The 17,461-nt window shown below is 74.4% G+C and carries 20 protein-coding genes; 8 read left to right on the plus strand and 12 right to left on the minus strand.

The window, feature by feature from the left end; genetic code table 11:
• Window positions 1-16: 16 nt before the first annotated feature.
• Window positions 17-514: a thermonuclease family protein gene (locus tag ACLBYB_RS27450; protein ID WP_447700665.1), complete on the minus strand. Its 498-nt coding sequence runs from the start codon at window positions 512-514 to the stop codon at window positions 17-19.
• Window positions 515-626: 112 nt separating this feature from the next.
• Between ACLBYB_RS27450 and ACLBYB_RS27455 the strand changes: the two genes are divergently transcribed.
• The 3 genes from ACLBYB_RS27455 to ACLBYB_RS27465 are packed head-to-tail and all read left to right on the plus strand — an operon-like array spanning window position 627 to window position 2,977.
• Complete coding sequence (locus ACLBYB_RS27455) at window positions 627-944, plus strand: PepSY domain-containing protein (protein WP_447700666.1); 318 nt, start codon at window positions 627-629, stop codon at window positions 942-944.
• A 12-nt stretch (window positions 945-956) separates the two neighbouring features.
• Window positions 957-1,625 carry a response regulator transcription factor gene (locus ACLBYB_RS27460; protein WP_447700667.1) on the plus strand — a complete coding sequence of 223 codons (669 nt, stop codon included), beginning with the start codon at window positions 957-959 and terminating at the stop codon, window positions 1,623-1,625.
• Window positions 1,622-2,977 carry an ATP-binding protein gene (locus ACLBYB_RS27465; protein ID WP_447700668.1) on the plus strand — a complete coding sequence of 452 codons (1,356 nt, stop codon included), beginning with the start codon at window positions 1,622-1,624 and terminating at the stop codon, window positions 2,975-2,977. The genes ACLBYB_RS27460 and ACLBYB_RS27465 overlap by 4 nt, the downstream gene beginning before the upstream one ends.
• A gap of 196 nt (window positions 2,978-3,173) precedes the next feature.
• Here the strand turns inward: ACLBYB_RS27465 and cysC are convergent, their stop codons facing one another.
• The 7 genes from cysC to ACLBYB_RS27500 all read right to left on the minus strand — a co-directional run bounded on the left by cysC (window position 3,174) and on the right by ACLBYB_RS27500 (window position 8,647).
• The gene (gene cysC, locus ACLBYB_RS27470) at window positions 3,174-3,833 is read right to left on the minus strand and encodes an adenylyl-sulfate kinase (RefSeq protein WP_100252015.1); all 660 of its coding nucleotides are present in this window, start codon (window positions 3,831-3,833) and stop codon (window positions 3,174-3,176) included.
• 91 nt (window positions 3,834-3,924) lie between these two features.
• Window positions 3,925-5,019: a hypothetical protein gene (locus tag ACLBYB_RS27475; RefSeq protein WP_447700669.1), complete on the minus strand. Its 1,095-nt coding sequence runs from the start codon at window positions 5,017-5,019 to the stop codon at window positions 3,925-3,927.
• Window positions 5,020-5,597: 578 nt separating this feature from the next.
• A complete protein-coding gene (gene metW / locus ACLBYB_RS27480) occupies window positions 5,598-6,317 on the minus strand; it encodes a methionine biosynthesis protein MetW (protein ID WP_447700696.1) in 720 nt (239 codons plus the stop codon).
• A 29-nt stretch (window positions 6,318-6,346) separates the two neighbouring features.
• Window positions 6,347-7,552: a homoserine O-acetyltransferase MetX gene (gene metX, locus ACLBYB_RS27485; RefSeq protein ID WP_447700670.1), complete on the minus strand. Its 1,206-nt coding sequence runs from the start codon at window positions 7,550-7,552 to the stop codon at window positions 6,347-6,349.
• A gap of 162 nt (window positions 7,553-7,714) precedes the next feature.
• A complete protein-coding gene (locus ACLBYB_RS27490) occupies window positions 7,715-7,894 on the minus strand; it encodes a hypothetical protein (protein ID WP_020095221.1) in 180 nt (59 codons plus the stop codon).
• Window positions 7,895-8,015: 121 nt separating this feature from the next.
• Window positions 8,016-8,183, minus strand: a complete 168-nt coding sequence (locus ACLBYB_RS27495; protein WP_020095222.1) for a hypothetical protein — start codon at window positions 8,181-8,183, stop codon at window positions 8,016-8,018.
• Between the two features lie 170 nt (window positions 8,184-8,353).
• A complete protein-coding gene (locus ACLBYB_RS27500) occupies window positions 8,354-8,647 on the minus strand; it encodes a hypothetical protein (RefSeq protein WP_056523934.1) in 294 nt (97 codons plus the stop codon).
• Window positions 8,648-8,838: 191 nt separating this feature from the next.
• Here ACLBYB_RS27500 and ACLBYB_RS27505 point away from each other — a divergent pair, with 191 nt between their 5' ends.
• Both ACLBYB_RS27505 and ACLBYB_RS27510 read left to right on the plus strand, forming a co-directional pair.
• Window positions 8,839-9,954 (plus strand): pyridoxal phosphate-dependent aminotransferase, encoded by a 1,116-nt coding sequence (locus tag ACLBYB_RS27505; protein WP_091682520.1) that lies wholly within the window; start codon window positions 8,839-8,841, stop codon window positions 9,952-9,954.
• Complete coding sequence (locus tag ACLBYB_RS27510) at window positions 9,947-10,906, plus strand: prephenate/arogenate dehydrogenase family protein (protein ID WP_447700671.1); 960 nt, start codon at window positions 9,947-9,949, stop codon at window positions 10,904-10,906. Before ACLBYB_RS27505 ends, ACLBYB_RS27510 begins: the two co-directional genes overlap by 8 nt.
• Window positions 10,907-11,053: 147 nt before the next feature.
• Here the strand turns inward: ACLBYB_RS27510 and msrA are convergent, their stop codons facing one another.
• On the minus strand, window positions 11,054-11,782 hold the full coding sequence (gene msrA, locus ACLBYB_RS27515; protein ID WP_447700672.1) for a peptide-methionine (S)-S-oxide reductase MsrA: 729 nt from the start codon (window positions 11,780-11,782) through the stop codon (window positions 11,054-11,056).
• A gap of 142 nt (window positions 11,783-11,924) precedes the next feature.
• On the opposite strand from msrA, the gene trpB reads away from it, so the two are divergent.
• Window positions 11,925-13,166 carry a tryptophan synthase subunit beta gene (trpB, locus tag ACLBYB_RS27520; protein ID WP_447683188.1) on the plus strand — a complete coding sequence of 414 codons (1,242 nt, stop codon included), beginning with the start codon at window positions 11,925-11,927 and terminating at the stop codon, window positions 13,164-13,166.
• A gap of 9 nt (window positions 13,167-13,175) precedes the next feature.
• Here trpB and ACLBYB_RS27525 read toward each other — a convergent pair whose 3' ends face one another.
• The 3 genes from ACLBYB_RS27525 to ACLBYB_RS27535 form a co-directional block, all read right to left on the minus strand.
• Window positions 13,176-13,583: a type II toxin-antitoxin system HicB family antitoxin gene (locus ACLBYB_RS27525; RefSeq protein ID WP_447700673.1), complete on the minus strand. Its 408-nt coding sequence runs from the start codon at window positions 13,581-13,583 to the stop codon at window positions 13,176-13,178.
• An 11-nt stretch (window positions 13,584-13,594) separates the two neighbouring features.
• On the minus strand, window positions 13,595-13,789 hold the full coding sequence (locus tag ACLBYB_RS27530) for a type II toxin-antitoxin system HicA family toxin (protein WP_447700674.1): 195 nt from the start codon (window positions 13,787-13,789) through the stop codon (window positions 13,595-13,597).
• Window positions 13,790-13,863: 74 nt separating this feature from the next.
• Window positions 13,864-14,175, minus strand: a complete 312-nt coding sequence (locus tag ACLBYB_RS27535) for a helix-hairpin-helix domain-containing protein (protein ID WP_427508057.1) — start codon at window positions 14,173-14,175, stop codon at window positions 13,864-13,866.
• A 473-nt stretch (window positions 14,176-14,648) separates the two neighbouring features.
• Here ACLBYB_RS27535 and ACLBYB_RS27540 point away from each other — a divergent pair, with 473 nt between their 5' ends.
• Together ACLBYB_RS27540 and ACLBYB_RS27545 are read left to right on the plus strand one after the other, a co-directional pair.
• A complete protein-coding gene (locus tag ACLBYB_RS27540) occupies window positions 14,649-16,472 on the plus strand; it encodes an ABC transporter ATP-binding protein (RefSeq protein WP_447700675.1) in 1,824 nt (607 codons plus the stop codon).
• 85 nt (window positions 16,473-16,557) lie between these two features.
• Complete coding sequence (locus ACLBYB_RS27545) at window positions 16,558-17,457, plus strand: cell envelope integrity EipB family protein (protein WP_091682508.1); 900 nt, start codon at window positions 16,558-16,560, stop codon at window positions 17,455-17,457.
• Window positions 17,458-17,461: the final 4 nt, after the last annotated feature.

Genomic DNA, 17,461 nt, shown 5'->3' on the forward strand with positions numbered 1-17,461 from the left:
ACCCCCGACCACAGGCCTAGGCGGCGCCCCCAGGCCCGGTCGCCGCGGGCGCGTAGTCCGGCGCGAGGTCCCGGTCGGGCAGGGCGAGGCCCTGCGCCACCATCCAGGCCCCGAGATCCGCCTCGCCGACTCGGCAGAGCGCCGCGCCCGCCTCGCCCCGCGGCTCGCAGGCGACGGCCGCCCCGCCGATCCGGTCGGCGAGCGCCCGGGCGGCGTCGCGGCCGCACGGGTAGGGCCGGTCCCGGGCGTCCGCGCAGGTCGCGTCGGCCTCCGGCGCGGCGATCCCGAACAGGCTCACCGGCCGTCCGCCGACGCGCAGCGTCCCGCCGTCGATCACCTGGGCGGGGCCGCGCAGGATCTCGCCGGCCCGGGCGGGGGCGTGCCAGGACAGGCCGCCGATCAGGAGCGCAGCGAGGAGCGGCAGGCGCGAGCGGCCGCCCCTGTCGTCCGGGCAGAGGAGGGTGCCGGCGAGGCCGGCCGCGCAGGCGAGGAGGATACCGACGTAGAGCGACATGGTCTCAGGTCTCCGGAAGGGCTATGGCGGCCCTTGTGCCGAAGCCCCGCCCCGCGATCCTGACGCCGGCTGTCAGCGTCCCGTCAGGCGGCGCGGCCTAGCCTGCGCCCGCATGAGCCCGTTCCCGCCCCGCCGCGCCCTCGTTCTCGCCCTCGGCCTGCTGGCCACCCTCGCGGGCGGGCCCCTGCACGCCTCCGAGGATGCCGACCGGGCCCGCCGGGCGCTGGAGAGCGGCGAGATCCGCCCCCTCGACGCGGTGCTGGCGGCGGCCCGGGCGGCGGTGCCGGGGGACGTCGTGTCGGTCGACCTCAAGCGCGACGACGGGCACTGGCTGTACAAGCTGCGCATCCTCGGGCCCGACGGGAAGCGCCGGACCGTGAAGGTCGATGCCGGCACGCTGAAGATCCTGGACGAGGACGACGATGATTGAGGAGGCCGGCCCGTGCGCGTCCTGATCGTCGAGGACGAGCCGCGCATCGCGGCGGACATCCGGCAGGGGCTGGAGAGGGCCGGCTACGTCGCCGACGTGGTGGCGGACGGCGAGGCGGCGTGGTTCCGCGCCGAGACCGAGCCTTACGACGCCATGGTGCTGGATCTCGGCCTGCCGCGCCTCGACGGGCTCGGCGTGCTGCGCCGCCTGCGCGCCGCCGACATCGCCCTGCCGGTCCTGATCCTGACCGCCCGGGACGGCTGGCGCGAGCGCGTCGAGGGCATCGACGCCGGCGCCGACGACTACCTCGCCAAGCCGTTCCGCATGGAGGAGCTGGTCGCGCGGCTCCGGGCGATCCTGCGGCGCACCGCCGGCCACGCCGCGCCGGTGCTGCGCGCCGGCGCGGTGGAGCTCGACACCCGCACCCGCGCGGTCAGCGTCGACGGACGGCCCGCCGAGCTGACCGCCCTGGAATACCGGCTGCTGGCCTTCCTGCTGCACCGGCCGGGGCAGGTCGTGCCGGCGGGCGAGCTGCTCGACCACCTCCACGGCGTCGGGACCGAGCGCGAGGCCAACGCCCTGGAGGCGCTCCTGACGCGCCTGCGCCGCAAGATCGGGCCCGGGGTGATCGAGACCCGCCGCGGCCAGGGCTACCTGATCGCCGGACCGGACGGGCCGTGAGGCGCGACTCCCTCCGCCTGCGGCTCGGCCTCGCGGCGGCCGCGCTGATCGCGCTGGCGCTGGTGCTCGCCGGGATCGGCCTCACGGTGATCCTCGACCGGGTGCTCGACGCCCGCACCGTCGCGGATCTGGACCGGACCGCCAAGCTCATCGCCGGCCGGGTGGGCCTCGCGCCGGACGGGACGCCGACCCTGTCCCGGGACCTGCCGGACCCGCGCTTCGCCACGCCCTACGGCGGCCTGTACTGGCAGGTCGAGGCGGGATCGCGCGCGCTGCGCTCGCGCTCCCTCTGGGACAGGAGCCTCGATCTGGGACCGGCCGGGGCGGGCGCGCAGGTCCCCGCGACCCTCGACACGACCGGGCCCGACGGCGGCCGGCTCATCGCGGTGGTGCGGCCGCTGCAGATCGGCGCGCCGGGCGCCGAGACCGCGCTGCGGGTCGCGGTGGCGGAGGACCGGCGCGGCCTCGCGGCGAGCCGGACCACGTTCCTGCGCCTGCTCGTCCCGGCGCTCGTCGCCCTGTTCGTCGTCCTGACCCTGGCGATGGGCCTGTTCGTGCACCGGGCGCTCGGCCCGTTCCGGGTGCTGCAGGCGGAGCTCCTGGCGGTCCATGCCGGGCGGCGGGCGCGGCTGCCGGAGCAGTTCCCCGACGAGGTCCGGCCGCTGGTCACCGATCTCAACCGGCTGCTCGACGCGCAGGAGCGCGCCCTGGTCCGCGCCCGCGACGCCGCCGCCGACATGGCCCACGGCCTCAAGACGCCGCTGGCGGTGCTGGACGCGCTGGCGCGCCGGACCGGGCCGGCCGACCCGGCGCTGGCGGCCGAGATCGCCGAGCAGGCGCGGGCCATGGGCGGGCAGGTGGAGCGGGCGCTGGCCCGGGCGCGGGTCGCGGCCGCGGGCGACCTGCGGCGGCGGTCCTGCCCGGTCGCCCCGGTGGCGGAGCGCCTCGTCGCGACCCTGCGGCGGCTGCCGGAGGGCGGGTCCCTCGACTGGGCCGTGGCGGTGCCCGGGACCCTCGCCTATCCGGGCGAGGAGGGCGAGCTGATGGAGGTGCTGGGCAACCTCCTCGACAATGCCCGGAAGTGGGCGCACCGGCGGGTCCGGATCACCGGGACGGAAGCCGGGACGGACGCCGGCCAGCCGGGTCTCTCCGTCGAGGATGACGGCCCCGGCATGAGCGCCGCGGCCATCGCGGGAATCGGGCGCGGCCAGCGCTGGGACGAGAGCCGGCCGGGCACCGGCTTCGGCATCGCCATCGCCCGCGACGTCGCCGAGGCCGCCGGCGCCCGGCTCGATTTCGGCCGCTCGGAGCTGGGCGGCCTGCGGGCGGAGCTGCGCTGGCCGGGCGGGTAGGGCGAGCCGGGCGCCTCCCAATTCGCGCCCTCATCCTGAGGTGCCGGCTGAGGTGCCGGAGCGAAGCGCAGGCCTCGAAGGCGGGCTCCAGGGATCGCGCGGCCGGCTGGAACCCTCCTTCGAGCCCCGCTTCGCGGTCACCTCAGGATGAGGGGATGGCTGGGAGGACCCGGTGTGCGCGTCGGGAACCACACGCTCACCGCCCCGGCTTCGCACCCGCGCCCGCCCGGCTCAGCCGCATCAGCCGCGCGCTCAGGGCGCGGGCGCAGGCCGCGGTGCCGCGGCCCTCGGTGGCGATCGTCAGGTCCGGCCGCTCCGGCGCCTCGTAGGGCGCCGAGATGCCGGTGAAGCCCGGGATGCGGCCGGCGCGGGCCAGCCGGTAGAGGCCCTTCGGGTCCCGGGCCTCGCACAGGCCCAGCGGCGTGTCGACGAACACCTCCAGGAACGGGATGTCGCCGGCGATCCGGCGCGCCAGCGCCCGGTCGGCCCGGTAGGGCGAGATCAGCGAGACGATCACCACCGTCCCCGCCTCGGCCATCAGCCGCGCCACCTCGGCGGTGCGCCGGACGTTCTCGGCGCGGTCCTCCGGCGAGAAGGCGAGGTCGGCGTTGAGCCCGTGGCGCAGGTTGTCGCCGTCGAGGACCGCGCTGTGCCGGCCGCCCGCGACCAGGGTCCGGTCGGCCTCCGCCGCCAGCGTCGACTTCCCGGCTCCCGACAGGCCGGTCAGCCACGCGATCACCGGCACCTGGCCGAGGCGCGCCCAGCGCGCCTCCCGCGCCTGGAGGGGGTGCCAGGTCACGGGGCCCGGAGGGAGGCCGGCCGGAACCGTCTGCGGGATCTTCTGCACGACGCACATGTCCACCGCCTGGTCCACCGCCTGGTCACACGCCTGGGGCGGCGTCCGCGGGGGCGGCCGCCGGTTCTCGGACATCGACACGCGCGGGCCCCTACGGCACGCGCCAGACCGGGTAGCCGACGGCCTCGCCGAGGCGCTCCCGGCACTCCTCCAGGATGTGGGCCGTCCGCCGCCGCCACGCGGGCGGGGACCGGAAGGCGGCCCGCGCCGCCGCCGCCCGCACCAGCGCCTCGACCGCGGCCTCCGTCTCGGGCGCGACCGGCCCGGCGGCGAGCTCGTTCGGCGGGGCGGCGGGCGCGGCCGCGATCACCGCGTCCCAGCTCTGCCCCCAGCAGGCGGCGGCGAAGCGCGCGTTCCCGGCCGCGTAGCGCGCCGCGACGCGGGCCAGCCCCTCCGGCGCGTCGCCGCGGAACCGCTCCGCGTCGAGCCCCCGCGCCCAGGCCCAGTCGTCGAGGACGTGGCCGAGCAGCCGGCGATGCCCGGTCACCTGCCGGTGCACGCCGAGCCGGTACAGGCGGCGCGACGCCTCGACCGCGACCGGCCCGGAACTCCGGTTGGTGCGGTAGGCGAGGTCGGCCGGGCCGAGGAGCGATGAGAGGCGCTCGCCCAGCCCGAGCCCGTCGACCAGCCGCGCCAGCAGCGGCGCGTCGGACCGCCGGTCGCGGTACGGCAGGGCGGTGACGCGCCCCGCGGCGGCGCGGCGCCAGGGCTCGAGCCGGTCCGCGTAGTCGTAGCGCCGGGACCCGCCCTCGGAGCGCAGGAAGCCGCGGAACGTGCGGCCCTCAGCGACGACCTGCGCCCGCAGGGCGTAGGCCGAGGCCAGCTGCTCGGCCTGCGGCTTGACCACGAGCGCCGCCTCCAGGGCGAAGCCGCGGCGCGCGAACAGGTCGGACAGGATCTCGGGAACGCGCCAGAACGGGCGCTGAACGGAGAAGTCCTCGTAGGAGAGCAGGACCGTGTCGGCCGGCGTGGCGGCCAGGATCGCGTCGAGCCGCGCGAGGGCCTCCCGGCGCTCCGCGGCGCCGCGGCGCCGGTCCAGCGCCTGGCCGAGCCGGTGGTGGTTGACGTCGTCGCTGCCGGGGGCGCCCGGCGGGGCGAGGTTCGGGTAGCAGATCCCGGCCGCGGCGAGGCGGGGGCGCAGGCGGGCCAGCACCTCCTGGAACGCGGTGGAGCCGGTTCGGGGCATCCCGATGTGAACGATCGCGCGGCGCACGTGTCCTGTCGACCCTGCTGGAATTCGCGGTTGCGGCAAGTCTTCCGCGCAGCCGGGCACAGTCCACGACCCCTCGTGGACGCGCACGTCTCGGGATGAACGCCGGACGAATCCGTAATCACGGTCCGATCACGGGAACGCGACCAGAAATAGCCAAGCTCCGTTTCTGCTCTATTTCAGACGGATTGCGGAATCGCCGGGCCGGGGCGCCGCGGGTGCGCCCGGGAGAGACAGCGCCGCGCGGCGACCCTCGAGCGCCGGACAACAGCGGCGCGATGCTGGGGCCGCTTCCGATCGTGTTGCAACGGTTGGGTAGGACGACGACCCCGGTCGAGACATCCGCGCCACGCCCCCTCTCCCGTGCGGGAGAGGGTTGGGGTGAGGGACAAGACGCTTCGAGGTCGAGCGAGCCATCACGGCGCGACGGGGGTGTGCCTCGTCCGGACGGAGCTGATCCCTCACCCTGCCCCTCTCCCGCACGGGAGAGGGGACCCGCGCCTCGTCCGGCACGGGCTCGACGCGCCACCGCCTCGCCTTGCTCGGGAGCGGCGCTAGGGCCCGGCATCCTCGCGCCGCAGCAGGAACACGCCCTGCGCGCCGAACAGGTTCCAGACCCACCAGGGCATGGAGAACCGCATCGGCCGGCCGCGGGCGTCCAGCGCCGTGGCGTGCTCGATCCGCGCGCCGATCAGGCGGCAGAGACCGACGAAGTCGCGGATCGTGCAGTGGTGGATGTTGGGCGTCTCCCACCACGCGTCCGGCATGATCTCGGTGACCGGCATCCGCCCGCGGAAGGCCAGCTCGGAGCGCACCCGCCAGTGCCCGAAATTCGGGAACGAGATGATCACCTGCCGGCCGATGCGCAGCAGGTGCTCCAGCACCACCCGGGGATTGCGGGTCGCCTGGATGGTCTGGGACAGGACCACGACGTCGAAGGCGCCGTCCGGGTAGTTGGCGAGGTCGGTGTCGGCGTCGCCCTGGATCACCGACAGGCCCCGGGCGAGGCAGGCGTTCACGCCCTCGCGGGACAACTCGATCCCGCGCCCGTCGATGCCGCGGCGGTCGCGCAGGAGCGCCAGCAGCGAGCCGTCGCCGCAGCCGATGTCGAGCACCCGGGCGCCGGCCGGGACGAGGCCGAGCACGACGAGGTGGTCGACGCGGGCGCCGCCGCCCTCGGCCGCGTGGGGGAGGGCGTCCGCGCCCTCCCAGGGGGCGCCGTGGCGGACCTTGCCCAAGGAGATCTTGCCCAGGGGCAGCTTGCCGAAGGTCATCTTGCCGGGCCCGCCGCTCGCCATCCGCGTCACAGCCCGCGCGCCCGGGCGGCGGCGTCGATGAAGCCGCGGGCCGCGGAGAACATCGCCGGCTCGTCGAGCAGGAAGGCGTCGTGGCCCTTGTCGCTCTCGACCTCCACGAAGGCCACCGGCGCCGCAGCGGCGTTGAGCGCGTGGACGATCGCCCGGGAGTCGCGGGTCGGGAACAGCCAGTCCGAGGTGAACGAGATCACGCAGAAGCGGGTCTTGGTGCCCCGGAAGGCGTTGGCGAGCACGCCGCCGTGGTCCTCGGCGAGGTCGAAATAGTCCATCGCCCGGGTCAGGTAGAGGTAAGCGTTGGCGTCGAACCGCTCGACGAAGCTCAGGCCCTGGTGGCGCAGGTAGCTCTCGATCTGGAAATCGGCGTTGAACGAGAAGGTCGGCGCCGTGCCGCCCTGGAAGCGCCGGCCGAACTTCCGGTGGAGCGCCGGCTCGGACAGGTAGGTGATGTGCGCGCCCATCCGGGCGACGCCGAGCCCCTTGGCGGGCCGGGTGCCCGCCTCGAGGTAGCGCCCGTCCGCCCAGGCGGGGTCGGCCATGATCGCCTGCCGGCCGACCTCGTGGAAGGCGATGTTCTGCGCCGAGTGGCGGGCGCCGGTGGCGATCGGCATCGCGGCGAAGACGCGCTCGGGATAGAGCGCCGCCCATTGCAGCACCTGCATCCCGCCCATCGAGCCGCCGATGCACAGGAACAGGTCCCGGATGCCGAGATGCTCCAGCAGCATTGCCTGGGCCCGGACCATGTCGCGGATCGTCACCAGCGGGAAGTTCAGCCCGTAGGGCCGCCCCGTCGCCGGGTCGATCGAGGCCGGGCCGGTGGAGCCCATGCACGAGCCGATGACGTTCGAGCAGACGACGAAGTAGCGGTCCGTGTCGATCGGCTTGCCGGGGCCGACCAGCGTCTCCCACCAGCCGGGCTTGCCGGTCACCGGGTGGGTGTGGGCGAAGTACTGGTCGCCGGTCAGCGCGTGGCAGATCAGAACCGCGTTCGAGCGCGCGGCGTTGAGCGTGCCGGCGGTCTGGTAGGCGATCTGGAAGGGCGTGAGCTCGACGCCCGCGTCGGTGAGCAGGGGCGTGTCGGCGGCGAAGCGCGCCACCGGGCTCCGCGGGTCGAGCGCCTGCGAGCGCTCGGACGCGCGCCGCGCCGGCTCGTCGATCGGGTCCGGCCTCAGGGCCGTGTCCGTTTGGGTATCCATGGCGGGTCTTGACGACCGTGTATCGGTTCGGATCCGAACCGGGAGAGCACGGGATCGCCTGACGCGCCGCACTCGCCCGACGCGGCCAGCCCCGCCGAGGTAATGCGCGGGGGGCCGAGCGTCAACGCGGGCGGGCCAGTCGGTCAGGCCCGGTCGGGTCGCTCACGCGATCGGGGCGGCCATCACGGCGAGCCCCAGGGCGGGCAGGCCGAGCGCGAGGGCGGCCCGGGCATCCAGACGGTCCGCGCGGACGCCCGCCCGCCAGTGCCGGCTCGCCGCGCTCTCGATCAGCATGCCGGCGAGCACGAGACCGCAGCCGATCAGGGCCTGCATCGAAACCATGGGAACCTCGCCCGGACAGCCGCGCGACCGCGGGCGTCGCGCGTCTCGGCGCGCCCCCGGTTGCCGCTGGGAAAGTCCGTCCGGTGTCTGACGGTTCCTCGCCGACGCCTCAGCCGGCGCCTCAGCGCATGGCGGCCGCGCAGGCCGCGAAGACCAGGGCGGCGCCCGCGGCCGTGATGCAGCCGTTGGCCCAGGGCGCCGCCTCGGCGCGGCGCAGGCGGCAATCCGCGGCGACCGAAACGAGGATCCCGATCAGGAAGAGGCTGCAGGGGATCAGGTCACCGGGCATCGTCGATCCATCCAGGGGTTGCGGGTCGGGGCACGCCCGACGCGCCCCTGTTCTCCCGGTTCAACAGGCCGAAACGTGGCGAGTGCCCCGCGGCATTTGCGCGTCGCCGATTTGCCGCGGCGCCCCGGATGGATCGCGCTGGTTGAAGTCCGCCGATGAAGTCCCGCCGATCAGGTCCTGGCCGAGGCCGGCCGGGTGTCGAAATCCTCCGGGCCCAGATCGAGGAGGTCGTTGGGGGTCTCGGTGCGGTCGTAGGCCTGGCTCGCCGCGGCCTCGATCACCGCCTGATTGCGGGCGAACAGCTCCAGGGGGGCGAGATCGGCGCCGCCGAACTGCTGGCGCAGCACGGGAACCGGGACCTCGACCGCGATCACCCGCTGGCCGTTCGTCATGGCGAAGCGGATCAGCGAGTCGTCGGCGGGGAGGATGTGGGCGCCGCCGTCCAGGTAGCGTTCGAGGGGCATGCGGGAATCCTTCGTGTTGGGCGCCTGTCGGCGGAGCGCCGGCATACAGGCACGACTCCGTGGGGCCGGACAAGTCGCCCCGGCCGGGTCGGGCCGCCACCTCCGGAGTCGGCCCCGGGTTCACCGGCCGAGGAAATGCTGTAGACGGGCGCGGAACCGACCGAACCCCGCGCATCCCGAGTCGCACCGCAATGTCCGCCCCCCGACCCGCCCGTCCGGAACCGCGTCCCGGCGTCCTGGCGATCGACACCTACGTGCCCGGCAAGAGCGGGCGGCCCGGGGGCGGCAAGGTCTACAAGCTGTCCTCCAACGAGACGCCCCTCGGCCCGAGCCCGGCGGCGCTGGCCGCCCTCCACGCGGCGACCGCCAAGCTCGAGACCTACCCGGACGGGCGCGCCACGGTGCTGCGCACCGCCATCGCCCGGCGCTACGGGCTCGATCCCGAGCGGATCGTCTGCGGCGCGGGCTCGGACGAGCTCCTGTCGCTGCTGGCCTACGCGTATGGCGGGCCGGGCACCGAGGGGATCTACTCGGAGCACGGATTCCTCGTCTACCGGATCGCCATCCTGGCCTCGGGCGGCGAGCCCGTGGTCGCGCCCGAGCGCGACCTCACCGTCGACGTCGACGCGATCCTGGCCCGGGTCACCGACCGGACCCGGATCGTCTACGTCACGAACCCCAACAACCCGACCGGCACCTACCTGCCCTTCGACGAGATCCGCCGCCTCCACGCCGGCCTGCCGCCGCACGTGCTGCTGGTGATCGATGGCGCCTACGCCGAGTACGTCCGCGCGAACGACTACTCGGCCGGGCTCGAGCTGGCCCTCGAGGCCGAGAACGTCGTGATGACCCGCACCTTCTCGAAGATCCACGGCCTCGCCTCCGTGCGGATCGGCTGGATGGTCGCGCCGGCGCACGTGGCGGACGCGGTCAACCGGATCCGGGGCCCGTTCAACGTCTCGGGCCCGGCGATCGCCGCGGGCTCGGCCGCCATCGCCGACGAGGCGCACATGGCCGCCGCCGCCGCCCACAATGCCGAGTGGCTGCCGAAGCTCACCGAGGGCGCCCGCGCGCTCGGCCTGGAGGTCACGCCGAGCGTCGCGAACTTCCTGCTGATCCACTTCCCCGACGCGCCGGGCCGCTCGGCGGAGGACGCGGACGCGTTCCTGACCGAGCGCGGCCTCATCACCCGGCGGGTCACCGCCTACGGCCTGCCCAACGCCCTGCGGGTGACGGTGGCGGGCGCCGAGGCGAACGAAGCCTTCCTGGCCGCGCTCGGCGACTTCGTGCGGGGCCGGCATGGCTGAGACGTCCGTGGCCGGGACGCCCGGGACCGAGGCGCCCGCCGTCGGCCGCCTCGCCATCGTCGGCCTCGGGCTGATCGGCTCCTCGATCGCCCGGGCGGCGCGCCGCTACGGCCTCGCCCGGACCATCGTGGCGGTGGACCGCGACGCGGCCGTGCGCGCCCGGGTGCGCGAGCTCGGCATCGCCGACGTCGTCACGGGCGACCCGGCGGAGGGCGCCGCCGGCACCGACCTCGTCATCCTGTGCGTGCCGGTGGGCGCGATCGGGGCGGCGGCGGCCGAGATGGCGCCGCATCTCAAGCCCGGCGCGATCGTGTCGGATGTCGGCTCGGTGAAGGGCGCCGTGGTGGCGGCGGTCCGGCCGCACCTGCCCGAGGGCGTCGCGCTGGTCCCCGGGCACCCGATCGCCGGGACCGAGTTCTCGGGGCCGGACGCGGGCTTCGCGACCCTGTTCCAGGGCCGCTGGTGCATCCTGACCCCGCCCGAGGGCACCGATCCGGCGGCGATCGAGACCGTCCGCGCCCTGTGGGCGGGGATGGGCGCCGACGTCGAGACGATGAGCGCCGAGCACCACGACCACGTGCTCGCCATCACCAGCCACCTGCCGCACCTGATCGCCTACAACATCGTGGGCACCGCGGCCGACCTCGAGGCGGCGACGCAGTCCGAGGTGATCAAGTTCTCGGCGAGCGGGTTCCGCGACTTCACCCGCATCGCGGCGTCCGACCCGACCATGTGGCGCGACATCTTCCTCAACAACCGCGAGGCGGTGCTGGAGATGCTCGGCCGGTTCAACGAGGACCTGTCGGCGCTCGCCAAGGCGGTGCGCTGGGGCGACGGCGACGCGCTCCACGCGATGTTCACCCGCACCCGGGCGATCCGGCGCAGCATCGTGGCGCAGGGCCAGGAGACCGCGGCCCCGGATTTCGGCCGGCCGCGTCCGCCGGAGGAATAGGGAAGGCGGCGGACCGACCCTCACACGGACTGGGTCCCTCAGCGCCGTCTTTGCGAGCGCAGCGAAGCAATCCAGGGTGGCTCTACGCTGTGGGGGATGTCGCGCTGCCCTGGGTCGCTTCGCTGCGCTCGCGATGACGGGGGGCGCTCAAGCCGGCGGGCGGTTGACCAGCACCGGCTGCGGCGCCGTCCGCTCCGGGAACAGGGTCCGCAGCGCCTCGAGCTTCGGCGCGTCGTTGGCGGCGATGTACGGGTGGCCGGGGTGCAGGGCCATGAAGTCCTGGTGGTAGCCTTCCGCCGGGTAGAACGCGGCGCCCGGCTCGATCCGGGTGGCGACCGGCCGCGCGTAGGCCTGGGCCGCGTCGAGCTGGGCGATGTAGGCCCCGGCCACCCGCGCCTGGTCGGCGTCCTGCGGGAACAGGGCCGAGCGGTACTGGCGCCCGGCATCGGGTCCCTGGCGATCCACCTGGGTCGGGTCGAGGGCCACCGAGAAGAAGATCCGCAGCAGCTCGTCGTAGCGGATGACCGACGGGTCGTAGGTGACCGACACGGCCTCGGCGTGGCCGGTCCCGCCGCCGCTCACGGTGCGGTAATCGGCCTCCGCGCGGGTGCCGCCGGCGTAGCCCGACACCGCGCCGCTCACCCCGCGCACGTGCTGGAACACCCCCTGCACGCCCCAGAAGCAGCCGCCGGCGAAGACGGCCACGCGCGGCCCCGGCGGCTCGGCGGAGCGGGTCACGGCCTCTGGCAGGCGCCGGGGCGCCTCCTCGGCGAAGGCCGGGAGCCGGGGGAGCAGGACGGCGCCCGCGAGCCCGAGCCCGAGCCCCGCCCCGAGGATCGGGCGGGAGAGGGTGCGGAACGTGTCGCGAAGGGCCATGGTCAACCTCCTGCCGGATGCTGACAGCCCGTTCGCGCCGGCGCCTGATCCGGTTACGCGCGCGGCTGGCCGCATTGCGGTGACGGCGACATGGGTCTAGGCACCCGGCAACAGATCGACACGCGCGCGCAGGATCCGTCCCGTGACCATCGCCCCCGAGCCCAACTCCTTCCGCACCGGCCCCGACGAGCGCGGCCGCTTCGGCATCTTCGGCGGCCGCTTCGTCGCCGAGACCCTGATGCCGCTGATCCTCGAGCTGGAGGCGGCCTACGACGCGGCCAAGCAGGACCCGACCTTCCAGGCCGAGATGGAGAGCTACGGCACCCACTATATCGGCCGGCCGAGCCCGCTCTACTACGCCGAGCGCCTCACCGAGCACCTGCGCGCCAAGGCGCCGGCGGGGCAGGGCGCCAAGGTCTATTTCAAGCGCGAGGAGCTGAACCATACCGGCTCCCACAAGGTGAACAACGTCCTGGGCCAGATCCTGCTGGCCCGCCGCATGGGCAAGCCGCGGATCATCGCCGAGACCGGCGCCGGCCAGCACGGCGTCGCCACCGCGACGCTGTGCGCGCGCTTCGGCCTCAAGTGCGTCGTCTACATGGGCGCGGTCGACGTCGCCCGGCAGGCGCCCAACGTCTTCCGCATGAAGATGCTCGGCGCCGAGGTGATCCCGGTGGAATCCGGCACCAAGACCCTCAAGGACGCCATGAACGAGGCGCTGCGCGACTGGGTCACCAACGTCGCCGACACGTTCTACTGCATCGGCACGGTGGCGGGCCCGCACCCGTACCCGGCCATGGTCCGCGACTTCCAGTCGGTGATCGGCCGCGAGACCCGCGAGCAGATGATCGCCCAGGAGGGCCGGATCCCGGATTCCCTCGTCGCCTGCATCGGCGGCGGCTCGAACGCCATGGGGCTGTTCCACCCGTTCCTGGACGACCGCGAGGTCGAGATCTTCGGCGTCGAGGCCGCGGGACACGGCGTCCAGTCGGGCCTGCACGCGGCCTCGCTGACCGGCGGCAAGCCGGGCGTGCTGCACGGCAACCGCACCTACCTGCTGATGGACGGCGACGGCCAGATCGCCGACGCCCACTCGATCTCGGCGGGCCTCGACTATCCGGGCATCGGCCCCGAGCACGCGTGGCTGCACGAGATGGGCCGGGTCACGTACCTGTCGGCGACCGATTCCGAGACGCTGGAGGCGTTCAAGCTCTGCTCGATGCTGGAGGGGATCATCCCGGCCCTGGAGCCGGCCCACGCCCTGTCCAAGATCCTGGAGCTCGCGCCGCAGCGCCCGGCCGAGCACCTCATGGTGCTCAACATGTCGGGCCGCGGCGACAAGGACATCCCGCAGGTGGCCGAGATCTTCGGCACGAAGCTCTGAGGACGCGGCTCAACCTTCGGCCTGGATCTTGTCCCGCGCGGCCGAGACGAGGAAGGCCGACCGGGTGAGGCCCCGCGCCCGCGCCGCGGAATCGATCTCAGCGAGGGCCGCGGCATCCAGCGAGACGTTGACCCGCACCGGCCGGCCGGAGTCGAGGAGAAGGGGAACGAGGCCGAGCGTCGCCTCTTCCAGAGCCTCGGCCAGCGCCGGGTCAGCCCGGACCGCGTCGGGCGCGCGCGGAGCCGGTGGCGCGAGGCCCGCCGCGATGCGATCCCCCATCCACTCGCTGAGGGCGGCGGTGGCGTTCGCCATCGCCTCATCGATGGTCGCACCCATCGCGGTGCAACCGGGGCAATCAGGCACCGCGACGCCGTAAGCGCCGGCCGCCCCATCGATCAACACCGTATAGCGGGACATCCGCATCCTCCTCAGATCCAGCCCGCCGCTGCGCCGATGTTGCGTGCGACACCCGGCGAGAGCACGCGGTGACGCGGCACCATGATCTTGATTCCCGGTCGGTCAGGGTGCGCGAACTTCTCGTGCTTGGCGCCGCCTTCGCCGATCCACCCCTCCTGACGGAGGCGGTTCACGATAGTCTTGCGATCGGTTTGGACCCGCGGCATCGCAGCCTCCGGCGGAGTGTGTATTTATTGGCACACTCCCTGGAAAGCCAGCGGTCCATCGACCGGAGCTAGCCTCACCGCACAGTCACCTGATCCTTGATCTTCTCGTAGACCGGCCGGCTGAGCACGCGCTTCGACAGCAGTTGCTCCACCGACGTGTAGGGCCGCTTGGCGACGATCGCCCGGCCGATGGCGCCGCCGCCGCGCAGGTGATTGAGATCCGCCACCGAGGCGGTGTTGAGATCGAGGATGGCCAGGGCCCGGGGACCGGCGCTGTCCTCCGCCCGGTCCACCTCGGCCTGACCGGCCGCCTCCTGCGCCGACGGATCGGGCTGCGCCTCCCGCGGGAGCGGCTCGGCGGGGAAGGCCGTCGCGTCGGAGGGCATCCGCGTCGGCGCCGGAGCGCCACCGGGCGGGGCGGGGGCGGGCTCGACCGCCGCCGCGGGCGGGGCGGCCGGGGCGGGCGGCGCCGCGGGAGCCACTGGAGCCGCAGGAGGCGGCTCGACGCGCCGGACCGTCGCCGAGGGCTGGGGGGCCGCCGGTGTTTCCGGAGCGGACGCGGGCGGAATCGCCGGTCCGGGCGCGGGGCTCGGCAGCAGGGCCTGCACCACCGCCGCGAGGATGCCGGCAATGATGAGGAGAACCGAAACTCTGAGGATTGCAGGACCGCTGAGCACGCACCACTCGACGAGGATTAAAACTATATGCATCTACAGTTAATGATGTCCTTGCGCCTCGTCCAATCCATGCCCGAAACCCGGCGGGTCATCCCCAGGGGATGAGCGGGCCCGCGCCGCGGCCGGGGGCGGGCCCGCGTCGGCGACTCGGCGAGCGACTCGGCGAGCGCCTGGGCGATCGCATGGGCGAGCGTGTCGGCGCCCTGCGCTACCTGCCGACCCTGTTCCGGGAGATCGCCGCCGCGAGCCCGCGCCTGCTGGCGGCGAGCCTGTCGCTGCGCCTCGTGGCGGCCTGCCTGCCGGTCCTGACCCTCTACCTCGCCAAGCTGATCCTCGACGGGATCGTGGCCGAGCACGCCCGGCCGGCGCCGGAGGCGGGGCTCGCTTCGTGGCTCGCCGATCCCGGCCGGGCGCGGCTCGCCGGCCTCGTCGCCGCCGAGTTCGGCCTCGCCCTGCTCTCGGACCTGACCGGCCGGCTCTCGAGCCTCGTCGAGACCCTGATCGGCGACCTCTACGCCAACGCGGCCTCCCTGCGGCTGATGGCGCACGCCGCCGAGCTCGACCTCGCCCAGTTCGAGGACAGCGCCCAGCAGGACCGGCTGGAGCGGGCCCGCCGGCAGGTCAGCGGCCGCACCGGCCTTATCGGCACGGTGTTCGGCCAGCTGCAGGGCCTCCTGACCCTCGCGACCCTGGCGGTCGGGGTCGCGGCCTTCACGCCCTGGCTCGTGGTGCTGATCGCCGCCGCCCTGGTCCCGGCGGTGCTCAACGAGTGGCACTTCACCAAGGCCGGCTACCGCCTCGCCTGGATCCGCAGCCCCGAGCGGCGGCGGATCGACTACCTGCGCTACCTCGGCGCCAGCGTCGAGACCGCCAAGGAGATCAAGCTCTTCGGCCTCGCGGGCTACGTCACCGGGCTCTACGCCGCGGTGGCGGGGCGGCTGCTCGCCGAGAACCGCGGCCTCGCGGTCGCCCGGGCCGGCTGGGGCTTCGCCTTCGCGAGCCTCGGAACGCTCGCCTACTACGCCGCCTACGCGGTGATCGTCTGGCGCACGGTGGCGGGCGCCTTCTCGGTGGGCGACCTCGCCTTCCTGGCCGGCGCGTTCCAGCGGCTGCGCGGCGGCCTGGAGGGGCTGCTCCTCGGGCTGACCCAGATCACCGGCCAGGCGCAGTACCTCGAGGACTTCTACGCCTTCTTCGCGATCCGGCCGCAGATCCGCTCGCCCGCGCGGCCCGCGCCGGTGCCGAGCCCGATCCGCGCGGGGCTGGTCTTCGAGGGGGTCGGCTACCGCTACCCGGGCACGCAGGTCTGGGCGCTGCGCGACCTCTCCTTCGCCGTCCGGGCCGGGGAGACGGTGGCGCTGGTCGGCGGCAACGGCGCCGGCAAGACCACGATCGTCAAGCTGATGACCCGGCTGTACGACCCGCACGAGGGCCGCGTGCTCCTCGACGGCGTGCCGCTGGCCGCCTACGACCTCGACGACCTGCGGGCGCGGATCGGGGCGATCTTCCAGGACTTCGTCCGCTTCGACCTCACCGCCGGGGAGAACGTCGCGGTCGGCCGGATCGCGGCCGCCGACGACGCGGACCGCATCGCGGCCGCGGCGGCAAGGGGGCTCGCGGCCCCGGTGATCGAGCGCCTGCCCGGGGGCTACGCTCAGCCGCTGGGCAAGCGCTTCGCCGGCGGCCTCGACCTCTCCGGGGGCGAGTGGCAGAAGGTCGCGCTGTCCCGGGCCTACATGCGCGAGGCCGAGATCCTGATCCTGGACGAGCCGACCGCCGCCCTCGACGCCCGGGCCGAGCACGACGTCTTCGCCCGGTTCCGGGAATTGTCGGTCGGGCGGACGACGGTGCTGATCTCGCACCGCTTCTGCACCGTGCGCATGGCCGACCGCATCCTCGTCCTGGAGGGCGGCCGGGTCCTGGAGGAGGGCAGCCACGCCGCCCTCATGGCGCGGGGCGGCCGCTACGCCGAGCTGTTCGCCCTCCAGGCCGAGGGCTACCGGTAGGCCGGCCGGCGCGTCGCCGGGGCGGTCCAAGCATTGCCCGATTCCCTGAGCCTGCTATCTGCGGCGGACCGAACCGGGGTTGTCCATGCGCCTGCGCCTCTTCCCACTGCTGACGGCCGGTCTTCTCGTCTGCGCCGGGCCCGCCCGCGCGGCCCCGCCCGCCGCGCCCGAACCGGAGGCCAAGCCGCCGGCGCCCGAGATCGTGCTCGCCAACCACCGCGCGGTCTACGACCTGTCGCTGGCCGAGGGCGGCGGCACCCGCTCGGTGGAGAGCGCCCGCGGGCGCATCGTCATCGACTTCCGGGGCGACGCCTGCCGCGGCTACACGATGCAGACCCGGCAAGTGACGGAGCTGTCCTCCGGCGAGACCGGCGCGCGCCTGTCCGACATGCGCAGCACCACCTTCGAGGGCGGGCAGGGGCGCGAGTTCCGGTTCAAGACGACGACGCTCACCAACAACAAGCCCGCCGCCCCCGTGGACGGGACCGCCTCCGAGCAGGGCGACGCCCTGACGGTGAAGCTGAAGGGCGGCCCTAAGCCGTTCACCGTGGAGGGGCCGGTCCTGTTCCCGAGCGAGCATATGCGCCGCCTGATCGAGGCGGCGCGGGCCGGCCAGTCGACCCTCGCGGTCAAGGTCTTCGACGGCTCGGACGACGGCCGGAAGGTCTACGACACCTTCGCGGTGATCGGCCACGCCGCGACCGGCCCGGCCCCGGCCTCCGGCTCGACCCGCGACAAGCCCCTGCGCGACGGGTCGCTGGCCACCATGCCGCGCTGGCCGGTCCGCCTCAGCTACTACACCGAGGGCGCCGGGGAGCGGACGCCGATCTACACCCTCGGCTTCGACCTCTACGAGAACGGCGTCAGCGGCGCGCTCAAGCTCGATTACGGCGACTTCGCCATCCTGGGCGACATGACCGCCCTCGACATCGACGCCAAGGCGGGGCGGGCCGACAGGGAGGCGGGGAAGGGCTGCACGCCCTGAGGCC

The sequence above is a fragment of the Methylobacterium sp. D54C genome (genome assembly GCF_053345595.1).

Excerpts from the sequence above, each read along its gene's own strand:
- ACLBYB_RS27530 (WP_447700674.1), bottom strand. The coding sequence starts at position 13,789 with ATGCCGCGGGTCCAAACCGATCGCAAGACTATCGTGAACCGCCTCCGT.
- metW (WP_447700696.1), bottom strand. The coding sequence starts at position 6,317 with ATGACCTTCGGCAAGCTGCCCCTGGGCAAGATCTCCTTGGGCAAGGTC.
- ACLBYB_RS27450 (WP_447700665.1), bottom strand. The coding sequence starts at position 514 with ATGTCGCTCTACGTCGGTATCCTCCTCGCCTGCGCGGCCGGCCTCGCC.
- ACLBYB_RS27495 (WP_020095222.1), bottom strand. The coding sequence starts at position 8,183 with ATGCCCGGTGACCTGATCCCCTGCAGCCTCTTCCTGATCGGGATCCTC.
- ACLBYB_RS27475 (WP_447700669.1), bottom strand. The coding sequence starts at position 5,019 with ATGCCCCGAACCGGCTCCACCGCGTTCCAGGAGGTGCTGGCCCGCCTG.
- metX (WP_447700670.1), bottom strand. The coding sequence starts at position 7,552 with ATGGATACCCAAACGGACACGGCCCTGAGGCCGGACCCGATCGACGAG.
- ACLBYB_RS27535 (WP_427508057.1), bottom strand. The coding sequence starts at position 14,175 with ATGCCCTCCGACGCGACGGCCTTCCCCGCCGAGCCGCTCCCGCGGGAG.
- ACLBYB_RS27510 (WP_447700671.1), top strand. The coding sequence starts at position 9,947 with ATGGCTGAGACGTCCGTGGCCGGGACGCCCGGGACCGAGGCGCCCGCC.
- ACLBYB_RS27545 (WP_091682508.1), top strand. The coding sequence starts at position 16,558 with ATGCGCCTGCGCCTCTTCCCACTGCTGACGGCCGGTCTTCTCGTCTGC.
- ACLBYB_RS27490 (WP_020095221.1), bottom strand. The coding sequence starts at position 7,894 with ATGGTTTCGATGCAGGCCCTGATCGGCTGCGGTCTCGTGCTCGCCGGC.
- ACLBYB_RS27500 (WP_056523934.1), bottom strand. The coding sequence starts at position 8,647 with ATGCCCCTCGAACGCTACCTGGACGGCGGCGCCCACATCCTCCCCGCC.
- cysC (WP_100252015.1), bottom strand. The coding sequence starts at position 3,833 with ATGTGCGTCGTGCAGAAGATCCCGCAGACGGTTCCGGCCGGCCTCCCT.
- ACLBYB_RS27540 (WP_447700675.1), top strand. The coding sequence starts at position 14,649 with ATGGGCGAGCGTGTCGGCGCCCTGCGCTACCTGCCGACCCTGTTCCGG.
- ACLBYB_RS27505 (WP_091682520.1), top strand. The coding sequence starts at position 8,839 with ATGTCCGCCCCCCGACCCGCCCGTCCGGAACCGCGTCCCGGCGTCCTG.
- ACLBYB_RS27455 (WP_447700666.1), top strand. The coding sequence starts at position 627 with ATGAGCCCGTTCCCGCCCCGCCGCGCCCTCGTTCTCGCCCTCGGCCTG.
- ACLBYB_RS27525 (WP_447700673.1), bottom strand. The coding sequence starts at position 13,583 with ATGTCCCGCTATACGGTGTTGATCGATGGGGCGGCCGGCGCTTACGGC.
- msrA (WP_447700672.1), bottom strand. The coding sequence starts at position 11,782 with ATGGCCCTTCGCGACACGTTCCGCACCCTCTCCCGCCCGATCCTCGGG.